Here is a 14,775-nt window from a genome sequence, read left to right as displayed (position 1 = left end):
ATGGTAAAAGCAGAAAAAGACTATAATTTTTTCGATTGGTGGAAAAAAGCGTTTATTGAAAATTACATCAACTTTTCAGGGCGTGCCCGTCGTTCGGAATATTGGTATTATGTATTGGGTAATTTTATTATTATTGTTCCGCTGTATATCGTATTTATTATTGCTATTGTAACAGGATCGGAAGCATTAATAGGGATTTCAGGTTTCCTGTTGGTGGCTTTTGCACTGGCAACGATCATTCCGTCGTTTGCCGTTGCCGTAAGAAGACTGCATGATACCAATAAAAGCGGCTGGACCTATCTGCTGGCATTGATACCGTTTATCGGTTCCATGATTATCCTGTATTATTTTGTGCTGGATGGCGACCATGGAAGAAATGATTACGGCAATGATCCGAAGATGGCACAGAACAATGAAATTGACTTCATAGGAAGAGAATAATATTTTGGATAAAAATAAAGAAGCACTCATCAGGCTGGCTCATACCAAAATGCCCTTCGGAAAATTTGAAGGGCGTTTTCTTATCGATTTACCCGAACACTATATTGTCTGGTACCACAACAAAGGTTTTCCAAAAGGGCAGCTTGGCGAACAGCTGCAGTTGGTCTATGAACTCAAATTAAACGGACTGGAAGAATTAATCCGGAATATAAAAAAGAACTTCCCCAAACCGTAAACCTTTTATTAACGAATAATTGTCAATCTACAGTTATTAATTCTCAATTTATAATTGTACTTTTGCCAAGTTTTTTACACAACTACAACAAACAACAACACAATGAATCAGACGAAATATATTTTTGTTACAGGAGGTGTGACTTCTTCTTTAGGAAAAGGAATTATCGCAGCTTCTTTAGCTAAATTATTACAAGCAAGAGGTTACCGAACGACAATCCAGAAATTTGATCCGTATATTAATGTGGATCCGGGAACATTAAACCCGTATGAACATGGAGAGTGTTATGTAACAGATGACGGAGCCGAAACCGATTTGGACTTAGGACATTATGAGCGTTTTTTAAATGTTCCTACGTCACAGGCCAATAATGTTACGACAGGAAGAGTATATCTTTCTGTAATTGAAAAAGAGCGTCGTGGTGAATTTTTAGGAAAAACCGTTCAGGTAGTTCCGCACATTACGAATGAGATCAAGGAACGTATGCAGTTGCTTGGAAAGTCGGGTGATTTTGACATTGTGATTACAGAAATAGGCGGTACGGTTGGTGATATCGAATCGTTGCCGTATATCGAATCGGTACGTCAGCTATTGTGGGAGTTGGGTGATAATAACGGAATCGTTATTCATTTAACATTAGTGCCCTATTTGGCGGCAGCCGGTGAATTAAAAACAAAACCAACGCAGCACTCCGTAAAAACCTTAATGGAAAGCGGAATCAAAGCGGATATTCTGGTTTGCAGAACTGAGCATGAAATTTCAAGCGACCTGCGTCAGAAATTAGCGTTATTCTGTAACGTTAAAAAAGAAGCGGTTATTCAGTCTATCGATGCTTCAACCATTTATGATGTTCCAAACTTAATGTTGGAAGAAGGACTGGACAGAGTAGCCCTGAAAAAATTGGATTTACCGGAAAAAGCAACACCGGATTTGTCACAATGGAATGAGTTCCTGCACAAACTGAAAAACCCGAAACACACCGTTAACATCGGTTTGGTAGGGAAATATGTAGAATTACAGGATTCGTATAAATCCATTTTGGAAGCATTCATTCACGCGGGAGCGGCAAATGAAACCAAAGTAAATGTAATCAGTATTCACTCGGAATACCTGGATGAGAAAACGGTTGCCGATAAACTGAACGGTTTGGATGGTATTTTGGTTGCTCCGGGATTTGGAGGAAGAGGAATTGAAGGAAAAATAGAAACGGTTCGCTATGCCAGAGAAAACAAAATTCCATTCTTTGGAATCTGTCTGGGTATGCAGATGGCCGTTATTGAATATTCCAGAAATGTTCTGGGTTATGCCGATGCCAATTCGACAGAAATGAACGACAGCACGTCTTACCCGGTGATCAGCATCATGGAAGAACAAAAAAATATTACCGATAAAGGAGGAACCATGCGTTTGGGTGCCTGGAAATGTACTTTAAAAGAAAATACACTGGCACATTCAATTTATGGTAAAACCAATATTTTAGAGCGTCACCGTCATCGTTATGAATTTAACGGAGACTATTTGGAAGCTTTGGAAAATGCAGGATTAAAAGCATCAGGAGTAAACCCTGATACCGGTTTAGTGGAAGTAGTGGAATTAACGGATCATCCGTTTTTCATTGGGGTTCAATACCATCCGGAATATAAAAGTACGGTAGCTAATCCGCATCCGTTGTTTGTACATTTTGTAGAAGCAGCTGTGAAAAATAAAGTTTGTTGCTAAAAATTTTTGCAACTCACCATAAACAATAAACGATTAGAATGGAAGAAAAGAAATTAGACACAAAATCTATTTTAGGATTTGTTTTGATTGCAGGATTGATGATCTGGATGATGTACAACAACATCGACAAAGAGAAACAATCCATTGCAGAAGATGCTCAAAAAGCTAAAGTTGAAAAAGTAGAGAAAGCTAAAGAAGCGGCAGTTACCAAAGCAATTGCCGATACAACTCAGCCGGATTCGCTTCGCGTAAAAGCATTGCAAAGTTCTTTGGGAGCTTTCGCATACAGTGCTTCATTGCCTTCTGCAAAAGAAAACGTTACCGAAATTAAAAATGAAGTTTTAACGTTAAAAATCGCTAACAAAGGTGGTTATATCGTAGAAGCTACCGTTAACGGTTTTGAGCAATTCAGCAAAAATTCGAAAAGAAATGTTGAATTAATCAAACAAAACAACGCCAATCTGAACCTTCAGATCAACACTCAGGACAATCGTATTTTAAATACCAAAGACCTTTATTTTGAGCCTACTGTAACAAAAGAAGGGGACAATCAGGTTTTAACGATGAGACTGAAAGCCGGTGCCAACCAGTTTTTAGAGTACCGTTATGTATTGAAACCAAAAGAATACATGATGGATTTCGCAATCCGCTCTCAGGGACTTAGCAATGTTATTAACACGGCTAAACCGCTGGATCTGGAGTGGCAGTTAAAATCATTCCGCAACGAAAAAAGTGTAAGCTATGAAAACAGATACACGGATTTGGTTTACGAATATGAAAGCGGAAAAGACAACTCGTTAAGCGCAACCAGTAAATTAGATGAGAAATCTGCAGAAAACGTTACGTATGTAGCCTTCAAACAACATTTCTTTACGTCTATTTTATTGACAGATACGCCGTTTAAAACAGCTCAGTTAAAATCGGAGAACCTGGTTCACGATGAAAAAATTGACACGGTTTTTACTAAAAACTTCGTCGCAAAATTACCGTTAGAATTCAAAAACGGAGAGTTGAACTATAACATGAACTGGTACTACGGACCATCAGACTATAAAACATTAAATTCATACAACAAGAATCTGGATGAAGTAATGCCTTTGGGATGGGGAATTTTCGGTTGGATTAACCGTTATGTATTTATCCCTGTTTACGGATTCTTAAGCGGATTTGTTCCTCACGGTATCGCCATTATTATCTTCACGATCTTAGTGCGTCTGGTAATGTCACCGGTAACTTATAAATCATATTTGTCTCAGGCAAAAATGAAAGTGTTGCGTCCGGAAATTGCAGAATTGAATGAGAAATTCTCAAAAGACCCGATGAAGAAACAACAGGAAACAATGAAACTGTACAATAAAGCCGGTGTGAATCCTATGGCAGGATGTTTACCAGCCGTCATGCAGATTCCGGTTTTCTATGCCCTCTTCCAGTTCTTCCCGTCTTATTTTGATTTAAGACAGAAAAGCTTCCTTTGGGCAGACGATTTATCGTCATACGATTCGGTGTTACACTTACCGTTCTACATTCCGTTCTATGGTAACCACGTGAGTTTATTCCCGATATTGGCATCAGTTGCTATTTTCTTCTATATGAAAATGACAACAGGCGACCAGGCAATGAGCACACCTCCGCAGGAAGGTATGCCGGATATGGGTAAGATCATGAAAATTATGATTTATGTTTCACCAATTATGATGTTATTCTTCTTTAATAACTATGCTTCAGGATTGAGTTTGTATTACTTTATTTCGAATACGATCACTATCGGTATTATGCTGGTTATCAAGAACTACATTGTGAATGAAGAGAAAATTCACGCTCAGATTCAGGAGAATAAGACGAAACCTCAGAAGCAGAGTAAGTTTCAAAGAAAGATGCAGGAAATGATGGAGCAGGCGGAAGCACAGAAAAATGCCAAGCAAAACAAAAAATAATTGAAAAGCATCCGTCAGGGATGCTTTTTTTATACAATCCTTATTTACTTTAGCAGTTTAATCATCAGGGATTAAAATTATTTTCAGGATGATACGTTTAGTATAATTAAACCATTACAAAAATATGAGAACAACATTCTTAGTGATATTCACCTTATTGAGCACCATTGCTTTTTCACAGGAAACAAATAAGAACGACGATAAAGGTCAGCGTCACGGATTGTGGAAAGGAATTTACGACGATACCAAATACCCGCGATATGAAGGAACCTTCGATCACGGAAAGGAAGTGGGCGTGTTCAAGTATTTTGACAATACCAAAGCCACGGTTGTTATTGCAACCCGTGATTTTTCGGCAAATGACGGTTCTAATTATACGGTGTTTTTTGACCAGAAAGGCAATAAAGTCAGTGAAGGAAAAATAGTGGGCAGAGAATATGAAGGAGAATGGAAGTACTACCATAAAGGCGGAAAAGAAATCATGACGCTGGAATATTATTCCAATGGAAAACTAAACGGAACCCGAAAAGCATTTTACCCGAACAAAGCCGTAGCCGAAGAAATTCAGTATGTAAACGGCGTTAAGCAGGGGATGTATAAAAAATATTCCGATAAAGGAGTGGTAATTGAAGAAACAACCTATGTGAACAATCTGTTTGACGGACCTTCTGTTTACCGCAACTCCAAAAATGAAATAATTACCAAAGGACAATTTAAAAAAGGGCAGAAATCCGGAATCTGGAAATTTTACGAAAACAACAAACTGGTTAAAGAAGTAAACGCTGCCAAAATAAACGATGTGACCTTTAAGATCAGGACCGATACGGACGGGAAAAAGAAACCGACCGAGTTAAAAAGCAAAACCAATTAATAATGTAATTTTGCAAAAAAAAATAGAAGAATCATAAATATAAGGTATAGAAATAGATGAAACGTGTAGTTGTTGGTCTTTCCGGTGGAGTGGATTCGAGTGTGGCAGCCTATCTTTTACAGGAACAAGGCTATGAAGTGATAGGACTGTTTATGAAAAACTGGCATGACGATTCGGTTACGATTTCGAACGAATGTCCATGGCTGGAAGACAGTAATGATGCGCTTTTAGTGGCTGAAAAATTAGGAATCCCTTTTCAGACAGTAGATTTAAGCGAACAATATAAAGAACGTATCGTGGACTATATGTTTAACGAATACGAAAAAGGAAGAACACCCAACCCGGATGTGTTGTGTAACCGTGAAATCAAGTTTGACGTATTTATGAAAATAGCGTTAAGCCTTGGTGCCGATTATGTTGCCACAGGGCATTATTGCCGTAAAGGGATTATTGAAAAAGAAGAAGGTAACGTATATCAGTTACTGGCCGGAGTAGACGGTAATAAAGACCAGTCGTATTTCCTGTGCCAGTTATCCCAGGAACAATTGGCAAAATCATTATTCCCGATCGGGGAACTGACCAAGCCCCAGGTTCGGGAAATTGCCGCAAAAATGGAACTGATCACAGCCGAAAAGAAAGATTCGCAAGGACTTTGCTTTATCGGAAAAGTACGCCTGCCGGAATTTTTACAACAGCAGTTACAGCCTAAAGAAGGCTTGATTTTTGAAGTGGATGCGAATCATGCCGTATATACCCAGACCCAAACCGGTTTTGCTTCTCTGGAAGAAGAACTGGCGTACCGGGCGAAGAATATCGACTATACTCCGGAAATGGGGAAAATTGTCGGGAAACACCAGGGTGCCCACTATTTTACGATCGGGCAAAGAAAAGGACTGAATGTAGGAGGAACAAAAGAACCGCTGTTTATTATCGCTACAGATGTAACGACCAATACCATTTACACCGGACAGGGACATAACCATCCCGGATTGTTCAAAAGAGCTTTATTTGTTCAAAAACCGGAAGTACACTGGATTCGTGAGGATCTGGCTTTAGCCAATGGCGAAAAAATGGAAGTAATGGCGAGAATCCGTTACAGACAGCCATTGCAAAAAGCAACGTTATACCAGTTTGAAGACGGTATGTATGTACTTTTCGAAGAACCGCAATCGGCAATAACAGAAGGGCAATTTGTTTCATGGCATATTGGAGATGAATTAGTTGGTTCGGGAGTAATTTCTTAAATTGCGCTTTCTAATTTGTGAAAGCATGAAAAAAATCCTTCCGTTTCTATTCGTATTACTGCACACAGTAACATTTTCACAAGAAGATGCCTGGGTTTATTTTAACGATAAGCCCAATGCACAGACCTATTTGAGCAACCCTCTTTCCATGCTTTCACAAAGAGCATTAGACAGGAGAGCTGCTCAAAATATTGCGGTCGACATTCAGGATGTACCCATCCACCAAAACTATATCGACCAGATTACAGCCGTTCCCGGAATCAGCGTGATGGCAAAATCCAAATGGATGAATGCCTTACACATCAGAGGAACACAGTCGGTGATTAACGGACTGACAACACTTTCCTTTGTTCATCATGTCGATTTTGCCAACAAAACTTTAAATACCAATAAAAATACGAATACTGCCGCTTCCGGATTGTTTAATAAAACGCTGGATGTACAGGCAAACTTTCCCTATGGTGCTTCCGCAGCACAGATTCAGATGCTCAACGGACATTTACTGCACCAGCAGGATTTTACCGGAACCGGAAAGATCATTGCGGTAATGGATGCCGGTTTCCCGGGAGTGGATACCACCGATCCATTTTTAAGATTAAGAACCAATAACCAGATTAAAGGCGGCTATAATTTCGTGAACCGCAATGCCAATTTCTATACCGGCTTCCAGCACGGTACGCAGGTATTGTCTAATATGGCTGCTTATGTAGACAATCAGTTGGTGGGCACTGCACCGGATGCTTCCTATTATTTATTTGTTACGGAAGACATCAACAGCGAAAGTCCGTTAGAAGAAAGCCTTTGGGTGGAAGCTGCCGAAACTGCCGACAGCCTGGGTGTTGATGTAATCAACTCTTCACTGGGCTATAACCTGTTTACCAATGCGGCCTATAACCATACCTACCAGGATATGGACGGGAATACCACCTTTATAACCAGAGGCGCTAATATCGCGTTTACCCGGGGGATGATTGTAGTGGTTTCCGCCGGAAATGAAGGTGCCAAACCGTGGAAATTTATAACAGCCCCAGCAGATGCTAACAATGTTCTGACGGTAGGAGCGGTGAGCGCTTCAGAAGTCAGAGCCGGATTTAGTTCACAGGGACCAACAGCCGACGGAAGGATCAAACCGGATGTAATGGCAATGGGTGCTGCTTCGGTTGTTACAACACAAACCGGAGAAATAGGCTATAATAACGGGACTTCTTTTTCGGCACCCACATTAGCCGGACTGGTAGCGTGCTTATGGCAGGCATTACCGAATAAAACAAATGCTCAGCTGGTACGGATCATAAAAGAATCGGCAGACCGCTATACCAATCCGGATAACTTTTACGGATACGGAATACCGGATTTCCAACTGGCCTTAAATACAGCCTTATCGACCGCTTCGTTTGCAGTAAACGGCTTTAACCTTTATCCCAACCCAACAGCGGGAACGATAACCATTACGTCACCAGACAACACCGTTGCCCGTTTTGTGCTATACAACAGCCTGGGGCAGGAAATCATGAAAAAAAATATCAGCAGCCTTCAGGAAGAAACCATTTCCCTGGAATCGTTTACTTCCGGAATTTATTGCTACACCATTGTTTCGGGTGAAGCCACCTTTTCAGGAAAACTAATCAAAAAATAGTATATCTAACAGCATGAACAGAATCACAAAACTTTTCAATATCCAATACCCGATAATTCAGGGTGGGATGATATGGAATAGCGGATATAAATTAGCAAGTGCCGTAAGTAACGCCGGCGGACTGGGTTTAATCGGAGCCGGATCGATGTATCCGGAAGTACTGCGCGAGCACATTCAGAAATGTAAAAAAGCAACAGATAAACCTTTTGGAATAAACGTTCCGATGCTGTATCCCAACATCGAAGAAATAATGAACATTATTGTCGAAGAAGGCGTAAAGATCGTTTTTACCTCGGCCGGAAATCCGAAAACATGGACCGCTTTTCTAAAAGAAAAAGGCATTACGGTTGTACACGTGGTGAGCAGTTCCAAATTTGCCTTAAAAGCACAGGAAGCAGGAGTGGATGCTGTTGTAGCCGAAGGCTTTGAAGCAGGAGGACACAACGGAAGAGAAGAAACCACAACGCTAACGCTGATCCCGATGGTAAAGGAACAAATCAATATTCCGTTAATCGCTGCCGGTGGTATCGCTACCGGAAGAGGAATGCTGGCGGCAATGGTTTTAGGTGCCGACGGTGTACAGATGGGATCCCGTTTTGCAGCATCGGAAGAAAGCTCGTCACACGATAACTTCAAGCAAACGATCTTAAATGTAAAAGAAGGCGATACCCATTTAACGCTGAAAGAACTGGCGCCGGTTCGTTTGATAAAAAACAAATTTTATGAAGACGTACAAACATTATATACCAAATGCCCGACGCCGGAAGAACTGAAAGAACTCTTAGGCAGGGCCCGTGCAAAACGCGGAATGTTTGAAGGTGATTTGGTGGAAGGAGAACTGGAAATCGGTCAGATAGCCGGATTGATCCACGACATACAACCCGTTTCGGTAATTGTAGCCAATGTTATCGCAGAATTTGAAAAAGCAAAACGGGAAGCCGCAACTTTCTGATAAAACAAAAAACCGGCCTGTTGCCGGTTTTTTTTATATACAATACAATAGGTTACTATTCGGCCATTTTGCGCAGCTGATTCTTGTTTTTGATGCTGATTTTCTTTCCGGTCAGTTCGATTAACCCGGATTTATTGAAATCAGACAACAAACGAATACAACTTTCGGTAGCGGTACCGATAATACTGCTCAACTCCTCACGCGAAAGCTGAATTTTTAAGGTGCCATCTGCATTAGTGCCAAAAGTATCGCTTAGATACAGTAAGGTCTCGGCAAGGCGTTCTTTCACATTTTTCTGCGCCATAGACACCATGTGGTCATCGGCTTCTTTTAAATCACCGCAAATCGTTTTCATCACATTCATGGAAAACTGATTGTTGTTGTTAAAAAAAGAAAGGATCTCGGTTTTGGGAATAAAACAAACCTGCATGTCTTCCAATGCAATAGCGCTCAGGTTTGCCGGTTCATCACTAATCATGGAGCGTTGCCCTAAAAGCTCACCCGGTTTCACCAGTTTTACGATCTGGTCTTTACCGTTCTGGCTGAGTTTGGATAACTTACAAACACCATCTTTGACACAATAGATACCATTGGTAACATCACCTTCTTCAAAAATGGGTTCCCCTTTTTTAATAATATAAGACGTTTTACAGCTGGCAATCTTTAAAAGCTCCTCTTTACTTAAAGCTTTTAAAGAGCTAAACTCTCTAACGATACATTGTTCACATTTCCCCATATACATACTCCTTAAAATGGTTCATACAAATATACCAAAAGTATGACAAATATCATATTTTATTGCTACCCTAATTACAACCTTTGTCTCAGGTAAAATGAGCAAATTTATGGATACGCAAAATTGTTTCCATTGTGGTAATGATATTATAAAAGCAGAAGAAATCATTTTTGATGATAAATCTTTTTGTTGTCTGGGATGTAAAACCGTTTACGAGATTTTCAGCCAGAACGACCTGACCTGCTATTATGATTTCGAAAAGGCGCCCGGAGCGACACCACAAGACATAAAAGGGAAATATGATTTTTTAGAAAATGAAAGTATTGTAACCAAACTTCTGGAGTTTGAAGAAAACACAATACATATCGCTTCGTTGTATATTCCCCACATACACTGTAGTTCGTGTATCTGGATCTTAGAGAATCTGCAAAAACTTCAAAAAGGGATCAGCCTGTCGCAGGTGAACTTTTCGCAGAAGAAAGTCAGAATCACGTATGATCCGCAACAAACGAATCTTAAAGAAATAGTCCTTTTGTTAAGTTCAATAGGCTATGAACCGTATATAAGCCTGGAAAATTATGAAGGTGTCAGGAAAACGGTGGACAGGAGCTTAATTTACAAAATAGGGGTAGCATTTTTTTGCTTTGGAAATATAATGCTCCTGTCTTTTCCTGAATACTTTGAAGTGGGCGAGTACTGGATAGACCAGTACAAAGACTTTTTCAGATGGCTGATTTTCGGACTGTCATTACCGGCTTTCTTTTATTCCGGATGGGGCTATTATATATCCGCCTGGAAAAGCATTAAATCCAGAATGCTCAGTATCGACATCCCGATTGCTTTGGGGATTATCGTAATGTTCGTGAGAAGTACGGTCGATATTGTTTTCGACTACGGTCAGGGATTTTTCGACAGCATGTGCGGACTGATTTTCTTCATGCTTTTAGGAAAACTGTTCCAGCAAAAAACCTACAACTTCCTTTCGTTCGAAAGGGATTATAAATCCTATTTCCCGATTGCGGTAACCAAAATCAATACAGACGGTTCGGAAGAAGCAACCCAGGTTTATGAAATCAAAAAAGGCGACCGCCTGCTGATCCGGAACCAGGAATTAATTCCGGTTGACGGTATTTTAATATCCGGGAAGGCCTATATTGATTACAGTTTTGTGACCGGTGAGGAAATCCCGATTGAAAAGAAATCTGGAGATAAAATTTTTGCCGGCGGAAAACAGATCGGAAGGGTTATCGAAATGGAAGTACTCTATACGGTTTCCCAAAGTTACCTGACACAGTTGTGGAGCAATGATGTGTTCCAGAAAAAAGCCGATTTAAAATACAAAACCATTACCGATACGGTGAGCCGTTATTTTACACCGGTGCTGTTATTGCTGGCTTTCCTTTCCTTTGGTTACTGGATATTCATAGATGTCAACACCGCTTTTAATGTCTTCACAGCCATACTGATTGTTGCCTGCCCGTGTGCGCTGGCACTGACGGCTCCGTTTACCTTAGGGAATGTACTCCGGATAATGGGGAATAAAAAACTCTACTTAAAAAATGCAACGGTGATCGAGCAGATGGCAAAAGTGGACACGATAGTGTTCGATAAAACCGGAACCATTACCTCCAATAAAAAGTCCTCGATAGCCTATACCGGACAGTCATTGAATGAAAAAGAAATCATGCTGATCAAAAATGTACTGCGTGGTTCCAATCACCCGCTAAGCAGAAGGCTGTATGATTTTTTACCCGATGCAGAAAGAGTGGTTGTTTCCGATTTTGAAGAAATTACCGGAAAAGGCATACAGGCAACAATAAAAGAAGCGGCAATAAAGATCGGTTCGGCTTCCTTCGTTGGAAAACAGGAAGAGAACGAAGTAAAACAAACGTCGGTAAATATCAGTATTGATGGTGTTTATAAAGGAAAATTCACCTTTGACAACCAATACCGGGACGGATTGGAACAACTGTTCCGCAAGCTGAATAAAACCTATAAGATCAAGGTACTTTCCGGAGATAATGAAGGAGAAAAAGAAACGCTCGCGGGATTACTGCCCAAAAATACGGAACTGATTTTTAACCAGAAACCGGAACAGAAACTGGCCTTCATCAAAACCCTGCAGGACAAAGGCGGAAATGTCATGATGATCGGTGACGGATTGAATGATGCCGGTGCTCTGGCACAGAGTAATGTCGGGATCTCCATTTCAGAAAATGTGAATGTCTTTTCACCCGCCTGCGACGGTATTCTCGATGCCGGGCAGTTCTCTAAAATAGGCTACTTCCTGAACTATTCCAAAAACGCCATGAAAACCATTATGATGAGCTTTGGCTTGTCCTTATTGTACAATGTGGTCGGGTTGAGTTTTGCTGTAACCGGGAACCTGTCGCCGCTGGTTGCTGCCATTATCATGCCGTTAAGCACCATTACCATCGTAAGCTTTGTGACCGTTATGAGTAATCTGTACTCCCGGAAAGCATAATAGTTTTTGAGGAATAGAGTAAGGTGTTGGTTTATAGTGTTTTGGTAGAATCGAAATAAATAAGAAGTATGATAAATATCATATTTTTTGAAAAACGGGTAAAGTAATTTTGTTTAACACAATTTTAAGGTATGAGTGTCATTTATATATTAATCTCCATCAGTATTATCGTTGCTGCGGTCTTTTTGTATGCTTTTATTAAAGCGGTACGAAGCGGGCAATTTGACGACGATTACACGCCATCAGTAAGAATGCTCTTTGATGATGAGCTTGCGAAGAAAAAAAAGAATAAAACAGAAACAAAAATAGAAAAACAGAACTAATTATGGAAGTGCAACAATTTTATTACGACAACAAAATTGTAAAGAAATTCCTTTATGCTTCAATACTTTTTGGAGTAGTGGGAATGTTAGTCGGGCTCCTTGTGGCTACGATGTACTTATTCCCTAATTTAACCGATGGAATTTCCTGGTTGAGTTACGGGCGTCTAAGACCATTGCATACGAATGCGGTAATTTTTGCCTTTGTAGGTAATGCCATTTTCGCAGGGGTGTACTACTCTTTACAACGTTTATTAAAAGCCAGAATGTATAGTGATATTCTGAGTAATATTAACTTCTGGGGTTGGCAGTTAATTATTGTTGCTGCCGTCATAACGTTACCGCTGGGATATACAACATCTAAAGAATATGCAGAGCTGGAATGGCCTATAGATATTGCCATAGCACTTATTTGGGTAGTATTTGGTATTAATATGATTATGACCATTTTGCGACGTAGAGAACGTCATTTATATGTAGCAATCTGGTTTTATTTGGCAACATTTGTGACTGTTGCAGTACTGCATATCTTTAATAGCTTGGAATTACCAATTAGTGCGTTGAAAAGTTATTCTGTTTACGCTGGTGTTCAGGATGCTTTGGTACAATGGTGGTACGGACACAATGCAGTGGCCTTCTTCCTGACTACACCGTTTTTAGGACTGATGTATTACTTCGTTCCGAAAGCAGCTAATCGCCCGGTATATTCATACCGATTATCCATCATTCACTTTTGGTCTTTAATTTTCCTGTACATCTGGGCAGGACCGCACCACTTGTTGTACACCGCTTTACCGGACTGGGCACAAAATTTAGGAGTTGTTTTCTCTGTAATGCTGATCGCACCGTCCTGGGGTGGTATGATTAATGGATTACTGACACTTAGAGGTGTTTGGGATAAAGTGCGAACAGAACCGGTATTGAAATTCTTCGTAGTAGCGATTACCGGATATGGTATGGCAACTTTTGAAGGACCAATGCTATCCTTAAAAAATGTAAATGCAATTGCACACTTTACCGACTGGATCGTAGCACACGTTCACGTGGGAGCTTTAGCCTGGAACGGATTCCTGACATTCGGTATGATTTACTGGTTGATCCCGAGAATGACCAAAACACAATTATACTCTACAAAACTGGCTAATTTCCACTTCTGGATTGGTACATTGGGAATCATATTGTATGCTTTACCGCTTTATGTAGCCGGATTTGTTCAGGCACAAATGTGGAAACAATTTAATCCGGACGGTTCCCTGGTTTATGGTAACTTCCTGGAAACAGTAAAAGAAATCATGCCAATGTATGCCATGAGAGCCATAGGAGGAACCCTGTTTGTAATCGGAACCCTGGTATTGGTATACAACATCATCATGACCATCAAAGTAGGTCAGAAAATTGAAGACGAATTAGCAGAAGCTCCGGCTTTACAAAAAATAGCAAGCAGCCGATTAAAAGGAGAAAAATTCCACGGCTGGCTGGAAAGAAAACCGATCCAATTAACCATTCTGGCAACTGTTGCCATCCTGATTGGTGGTATCGTACAGATTATCCCGACCCTGGTTGTAAAATCGAATATCCCGACCATCAGCAGTGTGAAACCATATTCACCGCTTGAACTGGAAGGACGTGATTTATATATCAGAGAAGGTTGTGTGGGATGTCACTCCCAAATGGTAAGACCATTCCGTTCTGAAGTGGAACGTTACGGAGAATATTCCAAATCCGGTGAATATGTATACGATCACCCGTTCTTATGGGGATCAAAAAGAACCGGACCCGATTTAATGCGTGTTGGTGGTAAATATTCAGATAACTGGCATTTTAACCACATGTGGGATCCGCAAAGTACATCGTCAGGATCAATCATGCCGGGCTATAAATGGCTGTTTGATAACAAACCGATGGATTACTCCAAAACGCAGGACAAAATGCGTGCAATGGTTAAACTGGGTGTTCCGTATACGGAAGAAGAAATAACAAATGCTTCAAAAAGTATCAAAGAACAAACTCAGAAAATTGAGAAGAACTTACATGCAGACCCTGACTTCGTGAAAAGTTATGAGGAAAGTAAGAAAAATGCTGCCACAAGAGGGGAAACATTTGTACCGATGCACGATAGAGAAATTGTAGCCTTGATTGCTTATTTGCAACGTTTGGGTACGGATATCAAAGTAAAAAACGTAGCTGAAAATCAAAAATAAT

12 protein-coding genes are annotated in these 14,775 nt (G+C 40.4%); 11 read left to right on the top strand and 1 reads right to left on the bottom strand.

Annotated elements, in window-relative coordinates; all coding sequences use genetic code 11:
* From BGO42_RS13360 to BGO42_RS13325, 8 genes are all read left to right on the top strand, one after another.
* A complete protein-coding gene (locus BGO42_RS13360; RefSeq protein ID WP_177734170.1) occupies positions 1 to 441 on the top strand; it encodes a DUF805 domain-containing protein in 441 nt (146 codons plus the stop codon).
* 4 nt (positions 442 to 445) lie between these two features.
* Positions 446 to 676, top strand: coding sequence for a DUF3820 family protein (locus tag BGO42_RS13355; RefSeq protein ID WP_177734172.1), 231 nt, complete (start codon positions 446 to 448; stop codon positions 674 to 676).
* A gap of 102 nt (positions 677 to 778) precedes the next feature.
* Complete coding sequence (gene pyrG, locus BGO42_RS13350) at positions 779 to 2,395, top strand: CTP synthase (RefSeq protein ID WP_273244911.1); 1,617 nt, start codon at positions 779 to 781, stop codon at positions 2,393 to 2,395.
* 38 nt (positions 2,396 to 2,433) lie between these two features.
* On the top strand, positions 2,434 to 4,329 hold the full coding sequence (yidC, locus tag BGO42_RS13345) for a membrane protein insertase YidC (protein ID WP_177734176.1): 1,896 nt from the start codon (positions 2,434 to 2,436) through the stop codon (positions 4,327 to 4,329).
* Between the two features lie 124 nt (positions 4,330 to 4,453).
* Positions 4,454 to 5,200, top strand: a complete 747-nt coding sequence (locus tag BGO42_RS13340) for a toxin-antitoxin system YwqK family antitoxin (RefSeq protein ID WP_273244913.1) — start codon at positions 4,454 to 4,456, stop codon at positions 5,198 to 5,200.
* Between the two features lie 56 nt (positions 5,201 to 5,256).
* The gene (gene mnmA / locus BGO42_RS13335) at positions 5,257 to 6,444 is read left to right on the top strand and encodes a tRNA 2-thiouridine(34) synthase MnmA (RefSeq protein ID WP_273244915.1); all 1,188 of its coding nucleotides are present in this window, start codon (positions 5,257 to 5,259) and stop codon (positions 6,442 to 6,444) included.
* A 25-nt stretch (positions 6,445 to 6,469) separates the two neighbouring features.
* Entirely contained in the window at positions 6,470 to 8,080 is a 1,611-nt protein-coding gene (locus tag BGO42_RS13330; RefSeq protein ID WP_273244917.1) for a S8 family serine peptidase, read from the top strand.
* A gap of 13 nt (positions 8,081 to 8,093) precedes the next feature.
* Positions 8,094 to 9,032 (top strand): NAD(P)H-dependent flavin oxidoreductase, encoded by a 939-nt coding sequence (locus BGO42_RS13325; RefSeq protein ID WP_273244919.1) that lies wholly within the window; start codon positions 8,094 to 8,096, stop codon positions 9,030 to 9,032.
* Between the two features lie 55 nt (positions 9,033 to 9,087).
* On the opposite strand, the gene BGO42_RS13320 is transcribed toward BGO42_RS13325, so the two are convergent.
* Positions 9,088 to 9,768 (bottom strand): Crp/Fnr family transcriptional regulator, encoded by a 681-nt coding sequence (locus tag BGO42_RS13320; protein ID WP_177734186.1) that lies wholly within the window; start codon positions 9,766 to 9,768, stop codon positions 9,088 to 9,090.
* A gap of 109 nt (positions 9,769 to 9,877) precedes the next feature.
* Here BGO42_RS13320 and BGO42_RS13315 point away from each other — a divergent pair, with 109 nt between their 5' ends.
* From BGO42_RS13315 to ccoN, 3 genes are all read left to right on the top strand, one after another.
* A complete protein-coding gene (locus BGO42_RS13315) occupies positions 9,878 to 12,253 on the top strand; it encodes a heavy metal translocating P-type ATPase (protein WP_273244921.1) in 2,376 nt (791 codons plus the stop codon).
* 131 nt (positions 12,254 to 12,384) lie between these two features.
* Positions 12,385 to 12,576, top strand: a complete 192-nt coding sequence (ccoS, locus tag BGO42_RS13310; protein ID WP_177734190.1) for a cbb3-type cytochrome oxidase assembly protein CcoS — start codon at positions 12,385 to 12,387, stop codon at positions 12,574 to 12,576.
* Between the two features lie 2 nt (positions 12,577 to 12,578).
* A complete protein-coding gene (gene ccoN / locus BGO42_RS13305; protein ID WP_273244922.1) occupies positions 12,579 to 14,774 on the top strand; it encodes a cytochrome-c oxidase, cbb3-type subunit I in 2,196 nt (731 codons plus the stop codon).
* Position 14,775: the final 1 nt, after the last annotated feature.

The sequence above is a fragment of the Flavobacterium sp. 40-81 genome, from assembly GCF_001898245.1.
In the GTDB taxonomy this organism is placed as follows: domain Bacteria; phylum Bacteroidota; class Bacteroidia; order Flavobacteriales; family Flavobacteriaceae; genus Flavobacterium; species Flavobacterium inviolabile.
This window is presented reverse-complemented; position numbering and strand designations above follow the sequence as displayed.